Source organism: Malonomonas rubra DSM 5091 (genome assembly GCF_900142125.1).
Classification (GTDB): domain Bacteria; phylum Desulfobacterota; class Desulfuromonadia; order Desulfuromonadales; family Geopsychrobacteraceae; genus Malonomonas; species Malonomonas rubra.
Genome location: NZ_FQZT01000017.1, coordinates 22,730 through 48,589, shown reverse-complemented (window position 1 = coordinate 48,589; position 25,860 = coordinate 22,730). Strand labels below are relative to the sequence as shown.

Here is a 25,860-nt window from a genome sequence, read left to right as displayed (position 1 = left end):
CAGCGGCTTGCAGGCTGAAGGCTATTCTCACAAAGCCATCATTCAGAGCAAGACCGCCGAAAAAGAAAGCGTGCTGCCGGGCGTCCACTTGGTAACGTCACTAGCAAAGCGGGTTATGCTCGGCACCTTCCAGGGGCGCTTTGACCCGCAGTATTTGCAGCGCTACCTGGATGAATATGTCTTTCGCTTCAATCGCCGTAGCTGCAGAGCAGTTGGTAAGCGATTTTGGCGAATCATGCAACAAGCCGCTCAATCAGCGCCAGTTCCTTTGAAGAATCTGGTTCTGGAACCTGCTACTTGAGCGAGGTGGATAACCAGATTAAGTTATTTGGTTTTTTCCCAGTCGGCGAGAAATTTTTCGATACCAGCATCGGTCAGCGGGTGCTTGGCCAGTTGAGTCATGACGCTGTAGGGGATGGTGCAGATGTCGGCGCCGATCAGCCCGGAATTGAGAACGTGCAGCGGGTTGCGGATTGAGGCGACGATAATTTCGGTTTCATAGCCGTAGTTGTCGAAGATGGTGCGGATCTGGTCGACTCCGTCCATGCCGTCGTGGCTGATGTCGTCGAGGCGGCCGACGAAGGGGGAAACATAAGTTGCGCCTGCTTTAGCAGCCAGCAGCGCCTGCAGCGGCGAGAAGATCAGGGTGACGTTGGTCTTGATCCCTTCGGCAGTGAATTGCTTGGTTGCCTTCAGTCCTTCGGTGGTCATCGGCACCTTGATGACGATGTTTTTGTTGATCTTTGCCAGTTCGCGCCCCTCCGCCAGCATGCCTTCGGCATCCAGAGCAATGACTTCAGCCGAGATCGGGCCGTCGACGATTTCGGTGATTTCGATGATGACTTCACGGAAATCGCGGCCGCTCTTGGCGATCAGCGAAGGGTTGGTGGTGACGCCGTCAACCAGTCCCAGCTCGTGGGCGGCGCGGATCTCTTCTACTTCTGCGGTGTCGATAAAGAATTTCATCAATGTCTCCTTTTAAGGACTGTAAAAAGATAAGTTTACTTGTGGTTTTTTTTGTACTCTTTCAGACACTTCTTCGAGCAGAAGTAGTGCTGTTTTCCTTTGATATTGGCTGAAACCGCATCGCCGAGCGGGATAAAGGTGCCGCACTGCGGGTCTTCCACCATCTGCTCGCCTTCACTGCTGCGTGGTTGCCGGCGCGACATCCAGCCACGTTTTTCCTTTTTCGGTTTCGGGTTGATCATGCCCTGCAGCATCGAATAGCCGACGAAGCACAGCAGAATCAGCATCAGAATTTTAATCATGATCTGTCCATTTCTCTTGCAAACGGATTATCCCCGTGGCCGGTGGCAGTTGAGCAAGCAGTTCGGCGACTGTGCGGTGTTTCTGCGGGTGGATAAAGTCCGCGGCCAGTTCCGCCAGCGGCAGCAGAACAAAGTGACGCTGATGCAGGCGGGGGTGGGGAATCTCCAGCTCTTTGGTTGTCAGTACCTGCTGACCGTAGAACAGCAGGTCGAGGTCGAGGGTGCGTGATCCCCAGAGAACCTCCCGGGTGCGGCCGGCGTCATCTTCGATCTGCCGACAGACTTTGAGCAGCTCATAAGGGGACAAGTCACTGCTCAGTTCGACAACAGCGTTCAGGTAGTCGGGCTGACCTTTCGGCCCGCCAACCGGAGGCGTTAAATAAAGTGACGAGCAGGCGCTCAGGGTAATCTGCGGATGCTGTTGCAGACTGTCCATTGCTTCTTGGAAGGCTTGCTGCGGATTTCCCAGATTGCCGCCCAGGGCAATAAAAACTCGACTCTTGCTTACCGTTGTCATAACGTGCCGGATTAAAACACAGACAAGAAATCAAAATCAATTTGATAGGACAATTAATCATGCAATTGAGTTTGACCCTCGGGGTTGCCGATCTGGAGCGAACAGAAGATTTCTACCGCGAGATTCTGCAGCTGAAGCCGGAACGCAACCCTGCGGGTACAGATGGTCCCGATTTTCTATTGCTGCGTTGCACTGGAACCAGTATCGTTTTTCGCCCGCTGCAAATCCTCGAAGCGCAACATCCTGCCCTTTTGCAGAATCTGATTCGCCAGACCCTCGGTGTTGGCCTGCAGCTTGAGTTAAGTAGCCCGGACCTGTCAGCAATCCGTCTGGCCATTGACCGCTACGGTTGGCCGGTGGTTTATGAATTGGATGATAGTGAACATCAGCGCAGCGAAATCTGGTTGCACGATCCGGATGGCTATCTCCTGGTATTGAACGAGGAGCAAGCTTAATTTCAGTGCCTGCTCCCTCCCTGTATTATCTCTACTCATGGAAAATGATTTGAAACACCACTTTACTGGAATTGCCTTTGTCGGCCTGTTTTTGCTGACAGCGTTGCCGTTTGTTTCCTCTGGCCTTGCTTTGAGCGCAGGTTTTGCTTTCAGCTTTCTGTTTGGCAACCCTTTTCCACGCCAAACAGGACAATACAGTAAAACGCTTTTGAAGCTTTCTGTTGTCGGGCTCGGGTTTGGCGTGAACATTGTCAGTGTCTTGGAGGTCGGCAGGGATTCCCTGCTGCTGACCCTGATCAGCCTTCTGGTGACGATTCTTGTCGGTCAAGGGCTTGGCCGATGGTTGCAGGTCCCGGCAAATACACGTCAGTTGATCGCTTTCGGGACAGCAATTTGTGGCGGCAGTGCGATTGCAGCAATGGCTCCGGTGATCAAGGCGAAGGACGAGGAGATCGCGGTATCGCTGGCCACGATTTTTACCCTGAATGCGCTGGCTTTGCTGCTTTTCCCTCCGCTTGGCCAGCTTTTTGGGTTAAGCCAGGAACAGTTCGGTCTCTGGGCTGCGCTGGCAATTCACGATACCAGCAGCGTGGTTGGTGCTGCCGCAGCGTTCGGCAGCGTGGCTTTAGCAGTCGGGACCACGGCTAAGCTGACACGGGCACTGTGGATCGCGCCCTGTGCCCTGCTCGCCGGGGCCTACTACAAATCTGCAGAGAAAACCGGTATTCCTCTGTTTATCCTCGGTTTTATTGCCGCTGCCGGCATCAGTTCCTGGCTGAGTGCTTACGCACCGATCTGGGACGGAATTTATGGCATTGCCAGGCAGGCTCTGGTGATGACCCTTTTCCTGATCGGTAGCGGGTTGACCAGAGAGGTCCTCAAACAGGTCGGCCTGCGCCCACTGCTGATGGGCCTTCTGCTCTGGATACTGGTCAGCGCCGCAACGCTGACGCTGATCTGTAGTGGCGTTATCGGCTGACAGCTCATTTTTTGATTTGCAGATTACTTCAATAGCTTGCCGATAATTTCCCGGTACTTGGTTTCGATCACGTGACGCTTTTTTTTCAAGGTGTTGGTCAGTTCTTCACCGGCTTTGAATTCTTTGTCCAAGAAGTGAATGTTCTGCAGTTTTTCAAACGGTTTAAAGCCTTTTTTCGGATGCAGCAACCGGTTCATCTCCGCTTTTACCCGGTCGAGAACCTGCTTGTTTTCCATCAGCTGTTGGTCGCTTTCGGTGTTGCGCTCAAATTTACTGCCGACGAAATCGCGTAGTTGCTCGAAGTCGGGCACGATCAGCGCGCCGAGTCCTTTTTTATCCTGCCCCACAAGAACGGCGTCCTTGACGAACGGCAGCTGGGTGATGGTCGATTCGATGTTGCTCGGGTCGATATTTTCGCCGTTGGCCAGCACGATGATCTCTTTTGAGCGGCCAGTGATGACCAGTTCGCCGGTCAGGGTCAGTTTGCCGAGGTCGCCGGTTTTAAAGAACCCGTCTTCGGTAAAAGCTTTGGCATTCTCCTCGTCATTTTTGTAGTAGCCGGGAAAAACCTGCGGCCCGCGCAGCTGGATTTCCCCCACCTCGCCGGCAGGTAGCAGCTTGCCCTCTTCATCGACAATCTGCAGCTCGGTCTCTTTGATCGGTGGACCCAGGGTGCCGAAAATTTCACAGTTAAGCGCACGCCCGGCGATGGCCGGGGCGCATTCGGTCATGCCGTAGGCGTTGACGATGCGGATGCCGATGGCGTCGATCCATTCATCCAGGTAGGGCGGCAGACTGCCGCCGCCGCTGATTGCCATGCGCAGACGGCCGCCGAACTTCTCCTGCACCAGCGCCAGTTTTTTCAAGGCGAATTTGTAGAGTGGAAAAAGCGCCATCAGTATCAGTCGAGATTGCAGGCGTTGTCCGATCCGTTTGAGGAAGAAGGGTTTCTGGTAGATCGGCAGATGGTTGCGCAGACGGCGCTGATGGTAGCGGTAGCGGCTGGAGATCTGCACCAGCTTTTTGAAGATGCGCGCTTTTTTCGGGTCCTGTTTTTCCAGCGTCGTATTGATTTTACTGTACATCGATTCCCACAGCCGGGGCACCGTGGCGACCAGGGTCGGCTTGTAACTCTCAAGATCGGCGGCGAAGGTTTTGATCGTGGAGTAGACGGTGCAGCAGCCGCGCGACAGCGCAAGGTACTCGGCCGCCCGCTCGAAAATATGCCAGCTCGGCAGGATGGAAACCCAGCGGTCATCTTCGCGCAGGTCGATCAGCTCCGGCAGAGTGTTGACGTTGTGCATGATGTTCTGATGGGTCAGCAGCACCCCTTTCGGAGTGCCGGTGGTGCCGGAGGTGTAAATCAGGGTGAACGGGTCCTGTAGGGTTACGGCGTAGCGGCGGGCGATGAAATCGTCCCGGTCGCCCTGGCTGATACGACGGTCGTCGAGAATATCGTTATAGCTGTAAGTGCTATCGAACCATTTGTGGGTCTTCTCGCCTTCGATGATGAAAATCGCCCGCAGTTTCTTCAGTTTTTTCAGCATCTCTTCGTGCGCTTTGAGCAACTGCGCGGTTTCGATAACGAGGAATTCGCACTCGGCGTGGTCGAGGATGAACTGCAGTTCTTTGGTCGGAGTGTCACTGCCGCGCGGCACGCTGACGGCACCGAGGGAGAGCAGGGCGAAATCGGTGACAATCCAGCCGTAGCGGTTGTCAGAGAGCAGCATTACCTTGCTGCCTTTGCGTACTTTTTTCGAAGCAAACGCCTTGGCAAGGATCAGGGCATCCTCGAACAGCTTCTGGTAGCTGACTTCGAACTCGCTGTTGGCCGCACGGTAGATAAAAGCCGTGCGCTCGGCATATTCGGCGCTGCTGTGCAGCAGGGTGTCGAACAGGGTGCTGGTTCTGGATGCTGTCGGCATCGGCTGATCTCCTGCAGAGTGTTCTAGAAAATATAGCAGTTTTCCAGGCGGTTACCTCTTGTCAAAAAGACGACTTCTGGCATTTCCCAATGTGCTGAAAAAAATCGAGTTGTCGGAAGATAAAAGTTCTCAAAGAAAATGTCTATATATTTCATGTGGTTGGCTGGATGGTTCTGGTTTTGGCATGGTTCTGGCCATAGAGGATTTGCGGAATTTTATCGCCAGGCTTCGGAGGCATGGATGAGCTATCCAACTCAGATCATCAAAATATTGGGCATCGCCCTGTTTCTGCTGCTGTTCTTTCTCAGCAGCGTGCTGCCGGTTCGTGCTGCCAGCAGAGTGACCCTGACCGGGATCGAAAAGAAGGAAGATGTCGGCCGTACGCTGATCAGCTTCAACTTTACCTCCCTGCCGGAGTTTGCCGTCGAGAGCTCGGGGCAGCGGGTTGACCTGCTTCTGCAGAATGTCTGGGTTTCGGCACAGATGCGCAAACTGCCGGAAGATGAAACAGTGGTGAAAATTCTCTTTGCCCAAAAACAGCAAGAGCTATTGACCTCGCTGCTGTTGCGCCGTGCTCCTGTAGAGGTGCGGGCTGAGTCGAAGCTCGCTCCACCTCGAATCGAAATGGAGCTGCTCTGGGAAGGTGATACCCAGGCACGCCCCGGCGTTGCTTTCCGCATCTCTGACATGCCGGTGCGCAAGGCGGGAAAAAAAGCGCAGGAGTTTGAGCAAAAATCTCCTTGGGACGGGCGTTGGAACGCGTTTTTCCGCGAATATCGCAGCGACTTTAAAATTACTATTCCACAGAAATACAGCCTGCCGTCACTGCCGAAGCTGGTCATGGACAGCACCAGTCCACTGCTGCCATTGCAGCAGTTTGCCGATGAAGGCAAATGGCTCAGCCTGATCCGCAAAGCGGGTCAGTTGCAGGGGCTGACGGTAGAGCAGCAAGAGATCCGTGACCTGCTGTTGAGTGAAGCGCAGCTGCGGACAGATGCCGTTGCCGCAGCGCTTTACCGGTTGGAGCAACTGCAGGATCAGCAGACCGCGGATCCGGTTCGTGTCGATTATTTGACGGCTTATGCCGAAGCGGTCGCAGGCCAGCCGATGGTCGCCGAGCTGCAATTGCAGGAACTGCTGCCGACCCTCGACAAGACTGCTCCGCTGACTTCTTACTGCTACCTGCTGGCGGCGGAGACTGCGTTGGCAGGGAAAAAGCCGCAGCAGGCCCTCGACTACCTGAAAACGGAGAAGCTGCCCTGGCCAACCAGCCTGCTGTCGCTGGTCGATTTGCGCACGGCCGATGCCAGGGCCGGGCTTGGTGAGCTGAAAGAAGCGGTCGAGCTCTACCGGGAGCTGGAAGAGGAAGAGGGCCTGTATGGGTATTATCCGGCAGCCTGTAACCGTGCTGCCACCAGCGCTTTTAAAGTCGGTGAATATGCTACCGCCGGCCGTTTTTACGGCAGGTTGGGTGAACAGCAGCTGGAGACCGGTGCTGACCTGGTGCAGTTCGCTATCGGCTCCTCTGCTTATGAGGCGGGAGATATCGACTGGGGCGTGATCGGTCTGCAGAAGGCGACTCTCGATTGGCCCGGCACCGAGGGCGGGGAGCGGGCCGAGCTACGGCTGATTGATCACAAGCTGATCAGTGGCGATGAGTTCGAGCTGGCCAAGGCTGCTACCAGCTACGCGCAACTTGCTCAGCACTCCGCTTTCCGCAAGGTGCGGGAAGAGGCCTTTTTCAAGCGTGGGCTCAGCCTCTATCTCTTGGCGGAACACCGTGAAAGCATCAATGACCTGATGCGCTTCCGGCGTGAATTCGGCAGTTCCGAGCTGCGTCGCGAGGCAGATCTGCTGTTGCTCAAGCAGATCCCGATTGTGGTCAACAAGCTGTTACAGCAGGGCAATGATTTCGATGCCGTTGTGCTGGTTGAACAGAATCGCAAGCTATTGCTGCGGGGTGGTGTCGATCAGAACTTTCTGCAGGATCTGGCGGAATCTTTCGAGAACCTCGGTCTTTATCCCCGTGCCGGCCGGGTTTTGCTTTATCTGTACGATCGGGCGAAGAGCGAGTCGGAGCGCAAGCCGCTCTATCTGCCTTTGGCCCGTACCTTTCTTAAGCGAGGCGAGTACAGCAATGCCAGCGACTATGCTGATCGTTATCTGAAGAAATACCCCCGTGGCAAGGATGCTGGCGCAATTTTCGGCCTGTTGCTCGATGCTTTTGAGAAGCAGGGGCGCACTGAAGAGATGATCGCCTGGCTGGAGCGGAAAAATCGGCCCAGCAGCCCTGAGCTGGAATCACGTGCCGCCTGGATCTACTGGCAGCAGCAGCGTTACGAAGAGGTTGTGCGTAGCCTGGAAAAAGCGCTGAAAACGGAAAAAGGGATGCCAGTCAAAGAAATGGCACTGCTGGCCGAGGCCTACTATCAACTTCGCAGGAATGCTGCTGCCGACGAGGCTTTTTTTCATCTGCAGGATGACCCCGAGTACGCCAGCCAGGCGCGTTACCGCAGGGCGCAAATACTGCTGCGCGCGGGTAAGAAGCGGAGCGCTCTTAACCTTCTGGCGAAATTGGTCGAAGAAGATGGTAACAGCCCCTGGGGAAAATTGGCCCAGGATTTGCTCATTCAGGAAAAGCGATAGAAAAAATTAAGACAGGTGTCAGAAAACAGGCAGGAGTTGAAAATGGCAGATTTCTTGATCGCAGATCGCAGCATGATGGTTTTGAAGAAGAGTCTCGATCTTCGTTCGCAGAATCAGCAGGTGATCGCCGGCAATATCGCTAACGCGGAAACACCCGGTTACGAAGCGCGTAAATTTGATTTCGAGAAAGGTTTGCGGCAAGCGATGCAGAGCCCGCAACTGCAGGGAAAAACAAGCAACCCGAAACATCTTCCGATCGGCGGCAGCAGCATCGCAAGTGTGCAGGGCGAAATCAGCAAAGTACGCGACACCAACCCGCTTGGCGATGGCAATACCGTTTCGCTCGACGACGAAATGTTCGACCTGGCTGAGAACCAGCTATTGTTTGAGGCCGGTGCACAGATGTTGAAAAAGAAAATGGGCATGCTCAAGTACGTCGCCGGTGACGGTCGTTAGGAGGTTTTATGGACGTTTTTACCAGCATGAAAATCAGCGCCTCGGCGCTTAAGGCTCAGCGGGTGCGGATGAACGCCATCAGCTCCAACCTGGCTAATATCGAAACCACCCGGACTCCCGATGGCGGCCCCTACCGCAAGCGGGAAGTGGTTTTCCAAGCGACCAGCCAGGGCTTCGCCGACACCCTCGATTCTCGCCTGCGTGATGCCGCTCAGGGCGTCAAAGTGTCTCATATCCAGGCCAGCAGCAAGCCACCGCGGATGGTGTTCAACGAAGCGCACCCCGACGCTGATGAGAACGGTTATGTTGCCATGCCGAACGTCGATCTGGTGGAAGAGACTGCCGATATGATGTCGGCCAGTCGCGCCTACGAGGCCAACGTTACAGTGGTCAAGTCGGCCAAGCGGATGGCGCTTAAAGCCCTGTCGATCGGGCAGTAGAGGTGATCTATGAGTTCAATTGCTGATATTACCCTCAAATCGCATCTGCAGAGCCTGCACGGCAACAAAGTGCCGGCGGCGCAGAATATCGGCAGCAAGTTTGCCGACGCCCTCAAAGATTCGATCGGTCAGGTCAACCAAGCGCAGCTGGGCGCCGACCGTGCCGCTGAGCAGATCGCTGCTGGTGAAACCAAGAACCTGCACGAAGCGATGATCAAACTGGAAGAGGCCGACATTTCGTTGCGGCTGATGGTTCAGGTGCGCAACAAGGCGGTTGAGGCCTACCAGGAAATCATGCGCATGCAGGTTTGATCGACTGTTTCTGTTCGATTTTGAATGTAATTTTGACGCTGGCAAAGGATTCTGGCGATGGCTGAAGAAGCATTGGAAAAAGTAGCTCCCGAAACGCAGGCAAAGAAGACCGTTTTCACCGTGATCATGGAATGGTCTCTGGCGCGCAAGCTGAGCTTGATTGGCGTTGTGTTGGTAAGCGCGCTGGCTTTTGGCGCCATCATCATGCAATCAAAGGTCGCCGACTACAGTTTGCTGTTCGCCAACCTGCCGAACCGTGATGCCGCCCAGGTGGTCGAGTGGTTGAAAGATCGCAAGATTCCCTATCGTCTGGATGGTGGCGGTCGCGACATCATGATCCCGGCCGACAAGGTTTATGAAGCTCGCCTCGAGCTAGCCGGTTCCGGCCTGGCTGACGGAGGTGTCGGCTTCGAGATCTTCGACAAGCAGAGCTTCGGCATGACCGATTTTGCCCAGAAGGTGAACTATCGGCGCGCCCTGCAGGGTGAACTGATGCGCACCATCACCTCGCTCGGCCCGGTCGAAGGGGCCCGCATCCACCTGGCTCTGCCGGAAAAACGCCTGTTCCGCGAACAGCAGCAGCAGGCGACCGCATCAGTCATCGTCAAGTTGGTCTCTGGCCGGCATTTGAAAGAAGCCCAGCTGCAGGGGATCGTCCATCTGGTCGCCGGCAGTGTTGAAGGCCTGGAAGCGGAGAACGTCACCGTCGTTGATTCGAGCGGCAAGGTGCTGTCGAAGAGCCGTTCCGATGAGATCGCCGGCCCGATGACGCCCGGCATGCTGGAATACCAGTTGACCATGGAGCGTCGCTTGGAAAACAGTGCGCAATCGTTACTCGATCGTGCCCTTGGTGCCGGGAATTCTCTGGTCCGCGTGAATGCCGAAGTCGATTTCGATCAGCGCGAACGGGTTGAGGAAGCGATCGATCCGAACAGCGTGGTCGTGGTCAGCGAGCGCGCAACCAGTGAGCGGGGCAGCAGCGAAACGACTGGCGGTGTTCCGGGTGTTGTTTCCAATATGGACGATGGAGACGTCGGCCGAACCCGCAGCACCACGCCATCGAGCCGTACCGAAGAGATGGCAAACTATGAGATGAGCAAGATTGTCAGTAAAACTGTGCAGGCGGTTGGTAACGTCAGCAAAATCTCCGTTTCTGTGCTGGTCGCCGACAAACTGACTCCGGGGGCGGAAGGCAATGAGCCGACCCCGACACCCCGCAGCGCAGAAGAGCTGAAAGAAATCGAGAAGATGGTGCGAACCGCTCTTGGTATCAACGATCAGCGCGGTGACCTGATTTCGGTTGTGTCGATGCCGTTCGAGAGCGGTTTTGATGCGGAAGAAATTTTACCGGCGCCGTCTTTGATCGACAAAGTTTACCCCTTCATGCCGTTTATCAAGTACGGTCTGCTCGGTTTCGCTGCGCTGATGGGTTACCTGCTGTTCCTGCGGCCAATGATCAAGACGATGCGCGGTGCCCAGCAAGAAACTCAGCCGATGAAAACGGTGGAAGAACTTGAAGCTGAGCTGCGGGAAGGGGAAGGAACCCCGTTGCTTGGTGGCCCGAGTGATCCGTTGGCACAGATCCGCCAGGAAGTTCTCGGTGGCGATATGATGCCGGTGCAGGTGGTGAAGAACTGGCTGCGTGAAGAACCTGCTGAATCCTGATACAGACCTGTTTTGAGCTGGAGTGATTTGTGCTGAAAGCGAAGCATTTAAGTGGGGCAAAAAAAGCGGCGTTGCTGCTGCTCTGTCTGGGCGAAGAGGCCACGGCCAAGATCTTCGAAGCCCTGGATGACAGCGAAGTCCGAGAGATCAGCCGCTGCATGATGGACATCGACCATGTCGATCCGAAAGTTGCGCGGGAGATCCTGGAAGAGTTCAAAACGGCGCGTGATGGCGATATCGGCGTTTATATTCGCGGTGAAGAGTTTGCCAAGCACGCCATCCTCGGTGGGGCCAACAATGAGCGCGCCCAGCAGCTGCTCGACCAGGTCTCTGCCGGTATCGAGGGGCGGCCGCTGGAAACAATCTCAAAAATGCACCCGCGGATGGTTGCCGGTCTGCTCGAAAACGAGCACCCGCAGACCGTTGCCCTGATCCTGTCGACCCAGAAGGAAGATCACACCAGCCGCATCCTCGCCGAACTGCCGGACGATGCCCGCGGTGAGATCATGTATCGTATCGCCAAGATCGACAACGTCTCGCCCGAAGTCATCAACCAGATCGAAGACGCCCTGCAGCGCGAGATTGGTGTTGCGTCCGGTACAGATCGCAAACAGGTTGGCGGAATCGAGAAGGTCGTCGAGATTCTCAGCAAAATGGAAAAGGGCGCCGACCAGGTGATCCTTACCAGTATCGAAGCGGCTGATCCCGATATGGCCGAAGATATCCGCCGGCTGATGTTTACCTTCGAAGATCTGGTCACGATTGACAACCGTGGCATGCAGGCGATCCTGCGCGAAGTCAGCACAGATATGCTGACCCTGGCGCTGAAGACCGCCTCCGATGCGATCAAGCAGAAGATTTTCGGTAACATTTCCGAACGTGCGGCCGACATGATCGCCGAAGACCTTGAAGCGATGGGGCCGCGTAAGCTGTCGGAAGTTGAAGCGATGCAGATGGAAGTGGTTAAAGTCGCATTGAAGCTTGAAGAGGATGGCAGTATCGTGATTCCGGGTCGCGGCGGAGGTGGAGATGAGCTTGTCTAAGGTTTACCGCGGCACTGAAGCCGGTGATCTGCGCGAGTTCCGCTTCCGTTCTTTCGGTGAGCCGGCAGCGGCCCCGGGCAGTGAGGAGGATGGTTCGGTGACCAAGGCGCCGCCTGCTCCTGCCGCTGCCGCCAAGGCTGAGCCCACTGCTCCGGCTGCCCCTGAAGTTTGGGTACAGCAGCAGATTGAAGAAGCTTACGCACGCGGACGTCAGGACGGTCTGAACGAATCTGAGCAGCGTTTCAATAACAGTGTGCAGGCTTTGACGCAGGCGCTGGAAGGTGTCAGCCGATTGCGCGAGTCTCTGGCGCAGGCAGGCCGACAGGACATGTTGCGGCTGGTGATGGCGGTTGCCGAGCAGGTCATTCGTTCTTCGGTTGCGGCCGACCCGGCAGTGGTGCTCGGCATTATCGAGAACGCGCTGCAGGCTTCGGTTCGCTCCGATAATTATCGGGTGCGGGTCAATCCAGTCGACTTGGAAGCCGTGACCGCACAGAAACCATTGTTTCTGGCCAGCATCAGCGGTCTGAAGAACATCAGCTTCGAAGCCGACCCGAGCATCAGCCAGGGCGGCTGCCGGCTTGATTCCGAGCTTGGCGATGTTGATGCGACCATCGAAACCCAGTTGGAGAGCATCCGCGAAGCACTCACCCAAGCGATATCGGAAGGTTGATGCAGGATTTGGTCGAGCGCATTAAAGCGGTCAATCCGCTCAAGGTCAGTGGCAAAGTGACCCAGATCGTCGGCCTGGTCGTCGAAGGGCACTGTCCGTCCGCGACCGTTGGTACCCTCTGCCAGATGATTCCTTTGGGTGGTGGTGAACCGGTTCCGGCCGAGGTTGTCGGCTTCCGTGAATCGCGCGCCCTGCTGATGCCGCTCGGTGAGTTGCGGGGCTTGGGCCCCGGCAGCCTGATTCAAGTGGTCCGTGACAGCGCCACCCTGCCGGTCGGCGATCAACTGCTCGGTCGCGTTATCGATGCCCTCGGTCAACCCCTCGACGAGATGCCGCTGGCCCCCTGTGAAACCGAATATCCCCTTTATGCGCTGCCGGCCAGCCCGATGGCACGCGATCAGATTTCCCAACCTCTCGACCTCGGCGTGCGGGCGATCAACGCCATGTTGACCTGTGGCCGTGGGCAGAGAATGGGGATTATGGCCGGCTCCGGTGTCGGTAAAAGCGTGCTGCTCGGCATGATGGCCAAGCACACCCGTGCCGATGTCAACGTTATCGCCCTGATCGGCGAGCGGGGCCGTGAAGTACGCGAATTTATCGAGCGTGATCTGGGCCCGGAAGGTTTGGCCCGTACGGTTGTGGTCACCGCGACTTCCGATGTTTCGCCGTTGCTGCGTATGCGTGGCGCTTTTGTCGCGACGACGATTGCCGAGTATTTCTGTGCCCAGGGCAAGAACGTGCTGTTGATGATGGACTCGGCCACCCGTTTCGCCATGGCGATGCGTGAAGTCGGGTTGGCCATCGGTGAGCCACCGACCACCAAGGGATATACGCCGTCGGTGTTTGCCACCCTGCCGAAACTGCTGGAGCGCGCCGGCAGCTTCAAAGGCAAAGGCAGTATCACCGGGCTTTACACCGTGTTGGTCGAAGGGGATGACATGAACGAGCCGATTGCCGACGCGGTCCGCTCGATTCTTGACGGCCACATTGTTCTTTCGCGCGATCTGGCGGCGCGCAACCACTTCCCCGCCATCGATATTCTCCGCTCGGCCAGCCGGGTCATGCGCGACATCGTCAGCCCTGAGCATGTGCAGATGAGTGGTCGGATCCGCGAAATCATGGCAACCCACAAAGAAGCGGAAGACCTGATCAACATAGGTGCCTACGCCGAGGGCAGCAATGGCAAAATCGACTACGCGATCTCCCGTATCGAGGCGGTGACCGAGTTTCTGCGCCAGGGGATGGATGATGCGGTCGATTTTGACAGTACCGTCGAAGCGCTCGGTGAATTGGTTCAGGATCGTCGTCAGCAACCCAGGTAAGCTCCTGTTAGCCGAAGCTCTTAAGGAGAGTGTTCGTGGCGAAAAAATTCAAATTGCAATCGGTGCTTAACTACCGTCAGCTGCTTGAAAATCAGGCGCAGCAGCTGTTGGCAGCCAGCATGCAGCGCAAAACAGAGTTGGAGGAAGAGCTGCAGCGCCAGCAACAGGAGCTGATGCGGCAGGACGCCGAACTCAAAGAGCGCCAACGTGATGGGTTGACGATTGCCGAAATCGACCTGTTTGAGAATGGCATCCAGCACTGTCGTCGCATTATCGAACGGCTGCAGCAGGAGCTGAATCGTCTGGAGCGTCAGATCGTCGGTGAGCGGGATGAGCTGCTGGCTGCTGCCCGCGACCGGCAGGTGATCGAAAAACTCAAAGAAAAACAGGACGCGGAATATCTACAGGAATTGAATCGGAAAGAACGGGAAATGCTGGATGAAATCAGCCTGCGCAATAAAGGAGACCTGACATGAGTGGTCGCCTCACCCTGGCCGTGATGGCCTTTCTTTGCCTGACGGCACCGCTGTTCGCCCAGGATCTGATCGATGAAGAGCAGATCGAGTCGGTGGAGGAGCGACGCATCCTGGTGTCGATTGAAGATGAATACGACAAACTTGGCGAGCGTGAAGCGAAACTGGATAGTCGCGAAATGCAGCTAAAGACCCTGGAAGCAGAAGTCGATAAGAAACTCGCGGCGATGCAGGAACTTCGTGACGAGTTGGAAAAACTGCTGAACCGCAAAGATCAGGAAGAGGGTGTTCGCGTCGAGGAGTTGGGCAAGATTTACGAGAAGATGTCGCCGCAGAAAGCAGCCAGGTTGATCAGGGATCTGGATAAGGATTTAGCGATCAACATTCTGCTTGGTATTAAGAAAAAGACCGCAGGAAAGATCCTTGACTATCTCGATCCAGATATCGCAACCGAATTGAGCAGGGCTTTTACCGAGATACCGGTGAATGATAAATCAGGCTACTAGGCCTGAAGCAACAAAATTCAAAAAGGAAAGGAGGTGAAAACGAATGCAAGCAATGTCCATGATCGACATGGGTACTCAGACGTCGGAAATGATGGCTCCGGCCAAGCCGGTTGAGCCGCAGAGCAAAGAGTTTGGCAAGGTATTGAACGAACAGCGTCGTGCGGAACATCCGGAACAGGCGGAAACCAAGCCGAAGCAGGTGGAAAAACAGGCCGCGAAGCAGGAAGCTAAAACGTCGGAGCAGCCCGCACGGGAAGCAAAGCAACAGCCGCAGGTAGCTGATCAGGGTCAGCAGAACGCTGAGCCGATGACAGAAAAAGCAGCTAAGCTGCAGCAGACTGTCGTCAACCTGATGAAGGTGATCGCCGGTGGTGAAACCCCGGAACTGGTCGAGGAGTTCGGCAGCAGTGAAGAATTGCTGCAGCAGCTGGTACAACAGCTCGAAGGTGCTGATCTGCAGGGCGAGCAGGTGCTGGCCGGAATCGATTTCTCCGCGTTGGCAGAACAACTGCAAAACCTGACGGAAAATGCCGATGGCGAACAGCTGACTCAACTGGCGGAACAACTGGGTGCCGAGCTGAGCGAAGAACTGGACGCGGAACTGAACGGTGATGAATCACTGTTGGAAAACGCCGAGCTGGCAGCTGGCATGATGAACACCGAGACTCAGGGCAAAGAACCGAAACTGGTGGAAAACCTGGCCCAAGCCCGTCAGATTCTGCAGAAAGCGATCGACAGTGTTGCCACAGCACAAACTGCCAAGCAGGAAACAGCTGAACAGGTTGTCGTGGAAACTGAAGAGACAGCGGAAGCAATGTTGTTCTCGGAGGAAACTGCCGAGGAGGTAGATCCCCGTTTTGCCGGTCTGCTCAAGCCGCGTGGCGAACAGCAGATCAGACCGCAGAATCAACCGCAACAAGGGCTGCGTCAACGTGCCCAGGGTGAAACTGCCCAAGTGCAGGCGAATACTGCCGGTAATGCTCAGCAGGTAACTGCCGAAGCACAAGCGGACACAACTGAAACTGCTGATTTCGCGGAAATGTTGTCGCAACAGCCGAAGCAGAACGTTGAAAGCCTGGTGCAACAGGCGGGACAGCAGGCTCAGCCGAACCTGAATACGGTGCAGCAGCAGGCTGCCAGGGTTCAGGTACAAACCCCGACCGTCCAGTTGCCGAGCGGACAGCAGGTCGCTGAAAGTCAGATTTTTGACCAGGTGGTGACCCGCTTTGTCGGTAGCCAGAATGGTGAATCAGGCCGTATGGTGCTGCGTCTGCAACCGGCTGAACTCGGTTCGTTGAAGATCGAACTGCAGGTCGAAGGTGATCGTGTCCGTGCCAACCTGCACGCGCAAAGCATTCAGGTTCAGGAAGTTCTCGAACGCAACCTGCCGCAACTGCGCAACGCTCTGGCCGAACAGGGATTGAAAATCGATCAATTCAACGTCGATGTTGATCGCAATCAGGATCAAGGTCAATTCGAGCAGATGGCGCAAGAGCAGCAACAGCGCCAACAAAACCGGCAGCAGTCCGGCTGGCAACAAGATCTGAACGCTGAAGAACAGATCGTTCCCCTTGCCCACCTGATGCAGAATGGTGGCGGAGGCATCAGTCTCCACGTGTAACAAAAATCCTAAAGAAAGGAGGTAAATGAATGTCAGCAATCAGTGGAATCAACACCGGCTATGTCGCACCAACGACCAGTTCATCGCCTGATGACGTGTCGATGGGTAAAGAGGATTTCCTCAAGCTGCTGGTGGCTCAACTGGAAAATCAGGACCCGATGAATCCATCTGATCCGACCGAATTTACCGCGCAGCTGGCCCAGTTCAGCCAGTTGGAGCAATTGACCAACATGAATGAAAGCCTCGAAGGCATGACCGCCATGAGCAACGAGATGGAGCGGATGTCGGCACTCGGTCTGATTGGTCAGGATGTTGTCGCTCAGTCAAATTCGTTCCGTTTCAGTGGTGATCCGGTAGAACTTGGCTATCGCCTTGAACTGCCGGCTGATGACGTCAAACTGCATGTGCTCAGCCAGACCGGTTCAACCTTGGCAACCATTACACCAAGCGAAACCGAGATGGGCGATCACTTCATCAGCTGGGATGGTACCAGCGATTTCGGTATGCCGCTGGAGGCAGGTGATTATCAGTTGGTGGTCCGCGCTCTTGATAAAGACGATAAGGTTGTTTCTTCGCAAAGCCTGCTCAAAGGGCGGGTCATGGGCGTCGATATGAGCAATGGTTCGCAGCTGGAAACCTCAGCTGGAATTTTCTCCATGAGCAAGGTCGAGCGGGCCGGAGCGCTGCTATGACCGATCGCATTACCATCATCCCGCAACCGATCACCCCGAACCGGGGTAAGCCTGCCGCACGACCGCAGCAGAGCCCGGCGGGCGGGAGTTTCGAGCAGCTTTTAAATCGCCAGATCGACCAACAAGGCGTAAAGTTTTCCCGCCACGCGGTCGATAGAATGAATAGCCGGGGAATTAACTTCAACAGCAGCCAGATGCAGCGTTTGGAACAGGCCGTGTCACAGGTTGAGGCGAAGGGAGGAAAAGACTCCCTGGTGATGCTCGATGATACCGCCCTGGTGGTGAGTGTCAAAAATGAAACCGTTGTCACAGTTGTCGATAAGGGTCAGTTGAAGAATAACGTTTTTACCAATATCGACAGCGCCGTTATAGCATAAACCGAACCGGTCCTCTTTGAGGAGGTTCGCGAGCCGCCGACTGATTGACGCGGCTCTCGAAAGGAGTACGACATGGGTGTATCAGGATCTCTGTACAGTGGTGTATCTGGACTCAATGCCAACGGTAACGCCATGAGCGTTATCGGTAACAACATCGCCAACGCCAACACAGTTGGTTTTAAATCAAGCCGGGCGATTTTCGGAGATCTTCTCTCCAGCGAAATTTCCGGCTCCGGCGGTATCTCGCAGGTCGGCCGAGGTGTCGGCCTGTCGATAGTCGACAATATCTTCAGTCAGGGAACTTTCGAAAACACCGAGACCAACACCGATCTGGCGGTCGAAGGCTCCGGTTTTTTTATTGTCAGCGACCCGTCCACCGGAAACTCGGTGAATAACTACACCCGTGCCGGCGCTTTCCGCTTTGACGCAGATGGCTACATGGTCAACCCGGAAGGGTATAACGTCATGGGCTATCAGCTGGATGATAATGGAGATACCATCGGTGACCTGACGCCGATCTGGGCCAATACCCAATCTTTTACCTCAGCAGGCTCTACCAGCTCTATTGATCTGAATACCAACATCGATTCCGATTCGGTTGTCGTTGGTGCCTATCCTTCCTTCGATCCGCTCGATGCGTCCGGGACTTCCAACTATGCCACGTCTATACAGGTCTATGACAGTCTCGGTAGCACTCACCTGATGACAACCTATTTTACCAAAAACACCAATCAGAACTGGGAGTGGACTTCAGTTGTCGATGGTGGTGAGGTCGCTGGTGGTACGTCTGGTGAACTCGAGGTTGTCGGTAAGGGAACTCTCCAGTTTGATGCCAGTGGTGACTTGATCGCTATCGGTGTTGATGACAGTACCGATGGCACAGGAACTTTGACTGTCAACCAGCTCTATACTGTAGCTGGTGATACCAGCAGTGATCCGGTTTTCCCCAAGCCGACTGCGACAACGCTGGCGGGTGCGTTGGATTGGAACAACGGCGCCGTTCAGAATAACCTGATTGAAATAGATATGCAGACTACTCAGTACTCCAGCCCCTCGGTGGTTGTTTCCCAAGAGCAGGACGGCTATGGGACCGGGACCTTGGTCCAGTTGAGTGTTGACGATGAAGGTAATGTCGTTGGTAACTTCTCCAATGGCACCCCGCGCAAACTGATGAAGATTGCCTTGGCCAAGTTTACCAACCCAAACGCTCTGGATAAGGCTGGTAACAACATGTTTGCACAAAGCAACGGCTCTGGTGTGCCGATTGTCGGTACCGTCGGCTCCGGTGTTGGTAACATCTTTACCAACGCGCTGGAATTGTCGAACGTCGACCTGGCGCAGGAATTCGTCAAGATGATTACGACTCAGCGTGGTTTCTCGGCGAATTCGAAAACCATTACCACGACCGACGAAATGCTGGCCGAAGTTATCAACCTGAAACGTTAAAATATTTCGGTCAAAATGATGACATGACAAAATGCCGCTCTAATTTTAGGGCGGCATTTTTTTGTCAAAGAGGTTTATCATGAATTTTTATGTTTTCTAAGATGCTGAAAATATTTGTGAATAAATTTATTTGTGGATGGTCTTTCTGCTGGCGTAGAACTTGCTAATTCGTTAGGCGGAGTTAAGTTTATAACGTGCTTCAGGATGAACACGATAGAGGGTGAGCAATGGATTTAGCGACAGTAGTCGGTCTAGTGGCAGCATTTGGATTGATGCTCAGTGCGATTATGCAGGGGGGATCCCTGATGATCTTCATCGACGTGCCATCGATGATCATCGTCATCGGCGGTACCATCGGTACCGCACTTGTCAATTTCCCCTTCGGTGACGTTGTCGGCGCCTTTAAGGTTGTCCGCAACGCTTTTTTCCACAAAGCGACGTCACCGACAGATACCATCACCAAGCTGATCACCTATGCAGGTAAGGCACGGAAAGAGGGCATCCTTTCGCTGCAATCGGTGATGAACGAAATCGATGATGATTTCTTCCTCAAAGGCCTGCAGATGGCGGTCGATGGTCAGGAGCCGGAAGCGCTGAAGGATATGCTGGAAAAAGAGATCGAATACGTCATGGAGAGGCACGATAAAGGCGCGGAAATTTTTTCCACCTTCGCTGCGATCTCTCCGGCGATGGGGATGATCGGTACCCTGATCGGCCTGGTGCAGATGCTGCAGAATATGAGTGATCCTTCCTCCATCGGTCCAGCGATGGCGGTTGCTTTGTTGACGACCTTCTACGGGGCGGTTATCGCCAACATTGTGGCGACGCCGCTGGCCGGAAAATTGAAAATCCGCTCCGCCAGCGAGGTGCTGAACAAGACGTTAGTGACCGAGGGTATGACCTCGATCCTCGAAGGCGAAAACCCTCGTTTGATGGAACAGCGTCTGCACGCCTTTGTGGCCCCTGCGGAACGCGAGAGCAACTTCGGCAAGTAAAGGCGCAAACATGGCGAAGAAAGCGAAAAAGCCGCCCGCCGGGGCGCCGATGTGGATGGTCACCTTCTCTGATATGGTGACCCTGCTGCTGACTTTTTTCGTTCTGCTGCTATCGATGGCTAATATGGACCAGATCAAGTTCAACCAGGCTGCCGACTCGCTGGCTGGTGCTTTCGGTGTACTCGGGAGCGCCGATAAAACTGAAGTCACCTCGCCCAAAGTGGTTTCATTTACGCCGGTGAACGATGATTTCACTTCGCAGGTTTACCGTCGCCTGAAAACCAAACTGCGTGAGTTGAAACTGAACAAAAAGGTCAAACTGGTGAAAGATCGTGGTGCTGTGGTGCTACGGATCGACGAATCGATTTTATTTGCTTCCGGCCAGCGCACCCTCAATCCTGATGCTGAGCCGGTGTTGCGTCGGGTCGCGGAACTGGTGCGGCCGCTGCCGCTTAAGTTGAAGGTTGAAGGGCATACTGACAACCGGGGGAACGAGCTGGCCAACTGGGACTTGTCGGTTTCCCGTGCCGTTTCGGTGTTGCGTTACCTGGCAGCGAACCAGTTGATCCCGCTCAATCGTCTGGCGGCGACCGGTTATGGGTCGCAAAAGCCGCTGTTTCCCAACAACAGCGAGCAGGAGCGGGCGCTGAACAGACGGGTCGAATTTGTTCTGGAAAGCCAGGGGGATCCGGATCAGGACCTGCCGTACCTGATCGATGCCCGGGAACAGACTCCATTTTAATCGTGATCATAAAGAGTGGCGTGATTTTGACGCCAAGCAGTGAGGAAGGATAGACCATGGCAAAAAATGACGCAGAGCAGCCGGCAGAAGGTGGATCAAAAAAGAAATTGATCATTATTATCGCTGCAGTTGTGGTGTTGCTGATCGGTGCCGGCGTTGGTGCTTTCCTGTTCATGGGAGGCGAAGAGGAAGAAATTTCGCCGGAGCAGGAGCAGGCCGAGCTGGAGAAGCAGGCGAAACAGGTCGGGCCGATGGTCAATATCGATACCTTCATTGTGAATATTCTGGATGATGAAGAGAGCCGCTATCTGAAGGCCGCTATTACCCTGGAGTTGAACACCCCGGAAGCTTCGATGGAAGTCACAGAGCGGATGGCGCAGATCAAGGATGCGATCCTGCTGTTAGTTGGCAACAAGACTTTTGGCGAGCTGCGCGACTTGCAGGGGAAAATTCAACTGCGTGCCGAGCTGCTTAACCGCATCAACAGTATTCTGCAGAACGGCAAGGTCAAACGGATCTATTTCACCGATTTCGTGGTCCAGTAGGGGCTTTTTGTGGAAAAGATACTCTCCAAAGAAGAAATTGCCGACCTGTTATCGGCAGTTCGCCACGGTGACATCTCGCTTGACCAGGAGTTCGGCGAATCCGATGGCGTAGCACCAGCTGTCGGCGGTAAGCGGCTGAGGGCTGAGGAGTGCAACCTGTTCCGTGCAGACGGCCCGGAAGGCTGGAAGCTGCAGAACTTTGACCTGGTGCTTGACAGCTTTTCCCACAACTATGCCATGGCTCTTTCCACCCGTTTCCAACGCGCCGTCAGCATCAAGCTGGACGCCATGGAATCGATGACTTTTGAAGCTCTGTTGCAACGTCTTTCCGGTCGTGGTGCCATCGGCATTCTGCAGGTTGAACCGCTGAACGGCGGCGGCCTGCTGATTTATGATGAGCAGCTTTCTTACTCGCTGGTTGAAATCGTTCTGGGTGGGTCCTCCGAAGCGACAATCTCGGTGCCAAATCGAATGATGAGTGCCATTGAGCTGAACGTGCTGCGGGATGTCATCGTTTCGGCCTGTCCGGAATTAAATAAAGGTTTCCGCCAGTTGATCGAGATCGACTCTACCTTGGTCAAAGTGGTCAGTAATCTGCGCCTGCTCAATTTTGTCATGCCGGAAGCCGGGGTGGTCACAGCTCGCTTCAGAGTCGTGATCGATAGCCTGGAGGGGGATATCACCCTGGTGCTGCCGCACGCTGCGCTGGAACCACTGCAACGGCAGCAGAGTAACAAGTCGGTGCCGGTCAGCGAGATGCAGAACAGTAAATGGCGCAATCTCGTGTGTGAAGAACTGGAGCAGATGAGTGTCGAGCTGGAAGCCCAGCTGGCAACCCTGTCGCTGCGGGTACGGGACATCCTTAATTTCCAGACCGGCGATGTCATTGAGCTCGATTGTGACCCCGATACCCCGCTTCAGGTCAAGGTCGAGGGACGGCCCAAGTTTAAGGCGATGGCAGGAGTGCAGGGCAGTAAAAAAGCAATCCGGATTCTTGGCCGGATTCCGTACGGAGGATAGATTATGAACGACATCAATCAGGAAAATGATCAGCAGATGGCCCCGGCCGGTAAACAGGATCTGGAGGGACGCGGTATCGATCTGTTGCTCGACATTCCGTTGCAGGTTTCAGTCGAGGTTGGCCGCTCCAAAATTCTGGTGCGTGACCTTCTGCAAATGCAGGAAGGGACGCTGATCGAACTGGATAAACTGGCCGGTGAGCCGCTCGACCTTTACGTTAACGACCGCTTGATCGCGCGTGGCGAGGCTGTGGTGGTGAATGAGAAATTCGGCCTGCGTTTGACCGATGTTGTCAGCCCCTCGGAACGGATTGAAAATCTCGGATGAAACGTCAGCTGATAACTTTTATTCTGCTGCAGCTGCCGACGCTGGTATTGGCTGCTGAAAACGGCAACGAAGTCGATTTGTTGACACCGGCGCTGAAAATGGTTGGCGCGCTGGGGGTGATCATCGGCCTGCTGCTGCTGATTTACGCCGCCAGCCGTAAGGGGTTCGGCTTTCTGCCGAAGCAGCGTGAAGGGTCGATCAAAATTCTGGAAACCAAGCCGCTTGGTGGCAAGAAGTTTCTCTGCCTAGTTTCGGTGCGCGGCGAAGAGATGCTGCTGGGTATGAGCAATGACCGCATCGAATGCCTGAACAAGTTCTCCAAGCGAGAAGACTTTTCTGCAACCCTGCAACAGCAGCTGGAAGAGGACGCAAAATGAAGCTGAAAACCTGCCTGCTGCTGATAATTTTGCTGCTGCCAGTTGCTGCGATGGCGCAGGGTCTGCCGACGATCACCTTCGGTATCGGCGAAGCGACCGACCCTGGTGAGGTCTCCACTGCACTGCAGATCCTGATCGTTCTCACCATCCTCTCTGTTGCCCCGGCGATCCTGCTGATGACTACAGGCTTTACCCGGATTGTCATCGTTCTGTCATTTGTCCGCCAGGCGATGGGCACCCAGCAGGCACCGTCGAACCAGATCGTCATCGGGCTGGCACTGTTCCTCACATTTTTCGTCATGGCACCGGTGTTCGAGCAGATCAACGACAACGCCCTACAGCCCTATCTCGATAAACAGATCGGTCAGGAACAGGCGTTCGGAGAAGCGATCAAACCGATGCGTGCGTTCATGTTCTCGCAGGTTGGGGAAAAAGATCTGCAACTCCTGGTCGATATCTCCAACAGCCCGCAACCGGAAAACCAGGACGATATCGGCATGCTGACCTTGATTCCGGCCTTTATGCTTTCGGAGTTGAAGCGCGCGTTTCAGATGGGTTTTCTGCTGTTTGTTCCTTTTCTGATGATCGACATGATCGTTGCCTCGATCCTGATGGCAATGGGGATGATGATGTTGCCACCGATTATCGTTTCTCTGCCGTTCAAGATACTGCTGTTCGTGCTGGTTGATGGCTGGACACTGGTGATTGGCTCACTGGTGCAGAGTTTCGGCTAAAGGATTTGGTATGACCCCCGAATTTGTCGTAGATATCGCACGTCAAGCGATCGAAACTGTGTTGATGGTTGCAGGCCCGATGCTGATAGCAGCACTATCCATAGGTCTGATCATCAGTATCTTTCAGGCCGCCACTCAGATCAACGAACAGACCATGACCTTTATTCCCAAGATCGTCGGGGTGTTCGTGACGATGCTGATTTTCGCTCCTTGGATGCTACAGAAGGCAAGCGCTTTCATTCTGATGATTTTTGAGCGCTTGCCCCATGTCAAGCCGTAATCACAGGGCCCCCTGATGGAATTACCGACTTTTACATTGTCGATGATTCAGGGCTACCTGATCTGTCTCGCGCGTGTCGGCGCAATGGTTGCCGCCATTCCAGTTTTTAACGGTGGACAGGTGCCGCCACAGCTTCGACTCGGTATTGTTGTTCTTATCTCCCTGGTTGTTTATCCTGCTGTCTCAGGTGAATTGCCGGGCCAAATTTTTTTGATTCCGGAACTGGGAGTACTGCTGGCGAAAGAAGTGATTCTCGGCCTGCTGGTCGGTTTTTTGGCTCAACTGATTTTTATGGCTGCTGAATTTGCCGGATCGGTTATCGGTTACCAGATGGGTTTTGCCGCTGCCAACGTTTTTGATCCGACAACTCAGCGCCAGGTTGCCCTGATATCACAATTTCAGGGAGTTTTTGCCATTCTTCTATTCCTTGCCCTAGATGTCCACCACCTGTTCCTCGAAGCGATCGTTAGTTCCTTTCAGATGCTTCCACCTGGTACTTTAAACCTCTCTGGCGGGGCCGTGCCCATGCTAATGGATGTGGCCAATCATTCGCTTATCCTCAGTGTTCAACTGGTCACCCCGATCCTTACCTTGTTGATCCTGTCAAGCCTGGTGCTGGGAATCATGTCCCGTGTTTTTCCACAGCTCAATGTTTTCATGCTCTCCTTCCCGATTAACATCGGTGTCTCTTTTCTCGTCATGGGTTTGACCCTCGGGGTCTTTGCCTCCCTGCTCAGCAAAGAGTTTTCCCTGCTTGCGGACCGCTTTTTGCAACTCTTCAATTTGCTTTAATAAAGCTGCCGGAATTTTGGCATTTTAACCTTCCCCCAGCACAAGGCTGTGGAGAAGTGTGCAGTAGCAAGGCGTGCGAAGAACGATTCACGAGGTGTAGCCGGAGGCTACATCGAGTGATGAGGTCAGAGCATAACGCAGCAGATTGGCGTTTATCGGCCGCCGGAGAAGAATATGGCAGATTCTGATCAGGAACGTACAGAAGACGCGACGGGCAAGCGTCGCGATGATTTCCGGAAAAAAGGCCAGGTTGCCCAGAGCAAAGAGGTCGGAACGGCAGCTTTGATGACGTTTTCTCTCTTGCTCTGGATTTTTTACGCCAAAAGCTTCTGGATGGAATTAGATGGCATGGTGCGCTCTGTCCTGCAGATGCTGGCCACTTTCGAAGCGACAAGTCTGTCTGCTGTCAACCTGCTCTGGTCTTTGGCCGGCATCTTTGCCAAGCTGCTCTGGCCGGTTTTCCTCCTCACCCTTGTCGTCGGTTTCTTCGCTTCTTTCCTGCAGGTTGGGCCGCTCTTTACGTTGAAACCCTTCGAACCTGATATCAGCAAGTTCGACCCCATCAAGGGGATGGCGAAGTTCGTCTCCAAGCGTTCAGCAGTCGAACTGATCAAATCTTTGGCTAAAGTTTCACTGATCGGTTTTGTCGCCTATCGTACCGTGGCCAATGAGTTTGATGCCGCCCTGACTCTGGTTGGCCTCGATTTGAGCCAGACGCTGTTGTTTCTTGGCAAGGTTTCATATCTCGTATTGGCGAAAACCTGCGGCATTATGATCGTTCTGGCGGTTATCGATTTCGCTTTCAGTAAGTACGAGATGGAGCAGAAAATGAAGATGACCAAGCAGGAGGTCAAGGAAGAGTATAAGGATACCGAAGGCGATCCGCAGGTTAAGGGACGAATCCGCTCCATGCAGCAGCAGGCAGCGCGTAAGCGGATGATGGCCGAGGTGCCGCAAGCCGATGTTGTTGTCACCAACCCGACCCACCTTTCCGTGGCACTCAAATACGATCGTGAAACCATGGATGCACCGACCATCGTCGCCAAAGGGGGCGATCATCTGGCGTTCCGCATTCGGGAAATTGCCAAAGAAAATGAAGTTCCTATTGTCGAAAACAAGCCGGTGGCACGGGCTTTGTACCAACAGGAGGTTGGTGAGCAGATTTCCGAGGAAATGTTCACCGCTGTGGCCGAGATTCTGGCCTATGTTTACAACCTGAAGAAACGCTAACA

31 protein-coding genes are annotated in these 25,860 nt (G+C 54.6%); 27 read left to right on the top strand and 4 right to left on the bottom strand.

Translation table 11 applies throughout. The annotated features are described in order from the left end of the window. Positions 1-301 (top strand): transposase (locus tag BUB13_RS16125; protein ID WP_139249410.1); only part of this gene is annotated, 301 nt, incomplete at its 5' end. 23 nt (positions 302-324) lie between these two features. On the opposite strand, the gene fsa is transcribed toward BUB13_RS16125, so the two are convergent. From fsa to folK, 3 genes are read right to left on the bottom strand one after another with little or no spacing between them, the layout of a single operon-like run. Further along, positions 325-966: a fructose-6-phosphate aldolase gene (gene fsa / locus BUB13_RS16120; RefSeq protein ID WP_072909797.1), complete on the bottom strand. Its 642-nt coding sequence runs from the start codon at positions 964-966 to the stop codon at positions 325-327. A gap of 35 nt (positions 967-1,001) precedes the next feature. Next, the gene (locus BUB13_RS16115) at positions 1,002-1,268 is read right to left on the bottom strand and encodes an eL24 family ribosomal protein (RefSeq protein WP_072909796.1); all 267 of its coding nucleotides are present in this window, start codon (positions 1,266-1,268) and stop codon (positions 1,002-1,004) included. Beyond that, positions 1,261-1,785, bottom strand: coding sequence for a 2-amino-4-hydroxy-6-hydroxymethyldihydropteridine diphosphokinase (folK, locus tag BUB13_RS16110; RefSeq protein WP_072909795.1), 525 nt, complete (start codon positions 1,783-1,785; stop codon positions 1,261-1,263). The genes BUB13_RS16115 and folK overlap by 8 nt, the downstream gene beginning before the upstream one ends. Before the next feature lie 59 nt (positions 1,786-1,844). On the opposite strand from folK, the gene BUB13_RS16105 reads away from it, so the two are divergent. Both BUB13_RS16105 and BUB13_RS16100 read left to right on the top strand, forming a co-directional pair. Continuing rightward, positions 1,845-2,240 carry a VOC family protein gene (locus BUB13_RS16105; RefSeq protein WP_072909794.1) on the top strand — a complete coding sequence of 132 codons (396 nt, stop codon included), beginning with the start codon at positions 1,845-1,847 and terminating at the stop codon, positions 2,238-2,240. A 49-nt stretch (positions 2,241-2,289) separates the two neighbouring features. Next, on the top strand, positions 2,290-3,219 hold the full coding sequence (locus tag BUB13_RS16100) for a YeiH family protein (protein WP_244151894.1): 930 nt from the start codon (positions 2,290-2,292) through the stop codon (positions 3,217-3,219). A 23-nt stretch (positions 3,220-3,242) separates the two neighbouring features. Here the strand turns inward: BUB13_RS16100 and BUB13_RS16095 are convergent, their stop codons facing one another. Then, a complete protein-coding gene (locus BUB13_RS16095) occupies positions 3,243-5,144 on the bottom strand; it encodes an AMP-dependent synthetase/ligase (protein WP_072909792.1) in 1,902 nt (633 codons plus the stop codon). Positions 5,145-5,384: 240 nt separating this feature from the next. Here BUB13_RS16095 and BUB13_RS16090 point away from each other — a divergent pair, with 240 nt between their 5' ends. The 24 genes from BUB13_RS16090 to flhB all read left to right on the top strand — a co-directional run bounded on the left by BUB13_RS16090 (position 5,385) and on the right by flhB (position 25,858). Beyond that, positions 5,385-7,790, top strand: coding sequence for a tetratricopeptide repeat protein (locus BUB13_RS16090; RefSeq protein ID WP_072909791.1), 2,406 nt, complete (start codon positions 5,385-5,387; stop codon positions 7,788-7,790). 42 nt (positions 7,791-7,832) lie between these two features. Next, on the top strand, positions 7,833-8,246 hold the full coding sequence (flgB, locus tag BUB13_RS16085) for a flagellar basal body rod protein FlgB (protein WP_072909790.1): 414 nt from the start codon (positions 7,833-7,835) through the stop codon (positions 8,244-8,246). Between the two features lie 8 nt (positions 8,247-8,254). Next, positions 8,255-8,686 (top strand): flagellar basal body rod protein FlgC, encoded by a 432-nt coding sequence (gene flgC, locus BUB13_RS16080; RefSeq protein WP_072909789.1) that lies wholly within the window; start codon positions 8,255-8,257, stop codon positions 8,684-8,686. Positions 8,687-8,695: 9 nt separating this feature from the next. Next, positions 8,696-8,998 carry a flagellar hook-basal body complex protein FliE gene (fliE, locus tag BUB13_RS16075; RefSeq protein ID WP_084092224.1) on the top strand — a complete coding sequence of 101 codons (303 nt, stop codon included), beginning with the start codon at positions 8,696-8,698 and terminating at the stop codon, positions 8,996-8,998. A 57-nt stretch (positions 8,999-9,055) separates the two neighbouring features. Further along, positions 9,056-10,663, top strand: coding sequence for a flagellar basal-body MS-ring/collar protein FliF (gene fliF, locus BUB13_RS16070; RefSeq protein ID WP_084092222.1), 1,608 nt, complete (start codon positions 9,056-9,058; stop codon positions 10,661-10,663). Positions 10,664-10,692: 29 nt separating this feature from the next. Then, a complete protein-coding gene (fliG, locus tag BUB13_RS16065) occupies positions 10,693-11,706 on the top strand; it encodes a flagellar motor switch protein FliG (protein ID WP_244151893.1) in 1,014 nt (337 codons plus the stop codon). Then, complete coding sequence (locus BUB13_RS16060) at positions 11,693-12,379, top strand: FliH/SctL family protein (RefSeq protein ID WP_072909788.1); 687 nt, start codon at positions 11,693-11,695, stop codon at positions 12,377-12,379. Before fliG ends, BUB13_RS16060 begins: the two co-directional genes overlap by 14 nt. Continuing rightward, positions 12,379-13,701 carry a FliI/YscN family ATPase gene (locus BUB13_RS16055; protein WP_072909787.1) on the top strand — a complete coding sequence of 441 codons (1,323 nt, stop codon included), beginning with the start codon at positions 12,379-12,381 and terminating at the stop codon, positions 13,699-13,701. The genes BUB13_RS16060 and BUB13_RS16055 overlap by 1 nt, the downstream gene beginning before the upstream one ends. A gap of 35 nt (positions 13,702-13,736) precedes the next feature. Further along, complete coding sequence (gene fliJ, locus BUB13_RS16050; RefSeq protein ID WP_072909786.1) at positions 13,737-14,177, top strand: flagellar export protein FliJ; 441 nt, start codon at positions 13,737-13,739, stop codon at positions 14,175-14,177. After that, positions 14,174-14,680 (top strand): MotE family protein, encoded by a 507-nt coding sequence (locus tag BUB13_RS16045; RefSeq protein ID WP_072909785.1) that lies wholly within the window; start codon positions 14,174-14,176, stop codon positions 14,678-14,680. Before fliJ ends, BUB13_RS16045 begins: the two co-directional genes overlap by 4 nt. A gap of 43 nt (positions 14,681-14,723) precedes the next feature. Further along, complete coding sequence (locus BUB13_RS16040) at positions 14,724-16,301, top strand: flagellar hook-length control protein FliK (protein ID WP_072909784.1); 1,578 nt, start codon at positions 14,724-14,726, stop codon at positions 16,299-16,301. A 29-nt stretch (positions 16,302-16,330) separates the two neighbouring features. Next, positions 16,331-16,993: a flagellar hook assembly protein FlgD gene (locus tag BUB13_RS16035; protein WP_072909783.1), complete on the top strand. Its 663-nt coding sequence runs from the start codon at positions 16,331-16,333 to the stop codon at positions 16,991-16,993. Then, positions 16,990-17,370: a TIGR02530 family flagellar biosynthesis protein gene (locus tag BUB13_RS16030; RefSeq protein ID WP_072909782.1), complete on the top strand. Its 381-nt coding sequence runs from the start codon at positions 16,990-16,992 to the stop codon at positions 17,368-17,370. The genes BUB13_RS16035 and BUB13_RS16030 overlap by 4 nt, the downstream gene beginning before the upstream one ends. Positions 17,371-17,442: 72 nt before the next feature. Continuing rightward, complete coding sequence (locus BUB13_RS16025; RefSeq protein ID WP_072909781.1) at positions 17,443-18,816, top strand: flagellar hook protein FlgE; 1,374 nt, start codon at positions 17,443-17,445, stop codon at positions 18,814-18,816. A 227-nt stretch (positions 18,817-19,043) separates the two neighbouring features. Next, positions 19,044-19,811: a motility protein A gene (locus BUB13_RS16020; RefSeq protein ID WP_072909780.1), complete on the top strand. Its 768-nt coding sequence runs from the start codon at positions 19,044-19,046 to the stop codon at positions 19,809-19,811. 10 nt (positions 19,812-19,821) lie between these two features. Next, positions 19,822-20,553, top strand: a complete 732-nt coding sequence (locus tag BUB13_RS16015) for a flagellar motor protein MotB (protein ID WP_072909779.1) — start codon at positions 19,822-19,824, stop codon at positions 20,551-20,553. A 56-nt stretch (positions 20,554-20,609) separates the two neighbouring features. Beyond that, complete coding sequence (locus tag BUB13_RS16010; protein WP_072909778.1) at positions 20,610-21,098, top strand: flagellar basal body-associated FliL family protein; 489 nt, start codon at positions 20,610-20,612, stop codon at positions 21,096-21,098. 9 nt (positions 21,099-21,107) lie between these two features. Next, entirely contained in the window at positions 21,108-22,118 is a 1,011-nt protein-coding gene (locus tag BUB13_RS16005) for a flagellar motor switch protein FliM (protein WP_072909777.1), read from the top strand. 3 nt (positions 22,119-22,121) lie between these two features. Then, positions 22,122-22,445 (top strand): flagellar motor switch protein FliN, encoded by a 324-nt coding sequence (fliN, locus tag BUB13_RS16000; protein WP_072909776.1) that lies wholly within the window; start codon positions 22,122-22,124, stop codon positions 22,443-22,445. After that, the gene (locus tag BUB13_RS15995) at positions 22,442-22,822 is read left to right on the top strand and encodes a flagellar biosynthetic protein FliO (RefSeq protein WP_072909775.1); all 381 of its coding nucleotides are present in this window, start codon (positions 22,442-22,444) and stop codon (positions 22,820-22,822) included. The genes fliN and BUB13_RS15995 overlap by 4 nt, the downstream gene beginning before the upstream one ends. Continuing rightward, positions 22,819-23,556 carry a flagellar type III secretion system pore protein FliP gene (fliP, locus tag BUB13_RS15990; protein ID WP_072909774.1) on the top strand — a complete coding sequence of 246 codons (738 nt, stop codon included), beginning with the start codon at positions 22,819-22,821 and terminating at the stop codon, positions 23,554-23,556. The genes BUB13_RS15995 and fliP overlap by 4 nt, the downstream gene beginning before the upstream one ends. Before the next feature lie 10 nt (positions 23,557-23,566). Continuing rightward, on the top strand, positions 23,567-23,836 hold the full coding sequence (gene fliQ / locus BUB13_RS15985; RefSeq protein ID WP_072909773.1) for a flagellar biosynthesis protein FliQ: 270 nt from the start codon (positions 23,567-23,569) through the stop codon (positions 23,834-23,836). Between the two features lie 15 nt (positions 23,837-23,851). Further along, positions 23,852-24,628 (top strand): flagellar biosynthetic protein FliR, encoded by a 777-nt coding sequence (fliR, locus tag BUB13_RS15980; RefSeq protein ID WP_072909772.1) that lies wholly within the window; start codon positions 23,852-23,854, stop codon positions 24,626-24,628. A 174-nt stretch (positions 24,629-24,802) separates the two neighbouring features. Next, positions 24,803-25,858 (top strand): flagellar biosynthesis protein FlhB, encoded by a 1,056-nt coding sequence (flhB, locus tag BUB13_RS15975; protein ID WP_084092218.1) that lies wholly within the window; start codon positions 24,803-24,805, stop codon positions 25,856-25,858. Positions 25,859-25,860: the final 2 nt, after the last annotated feature.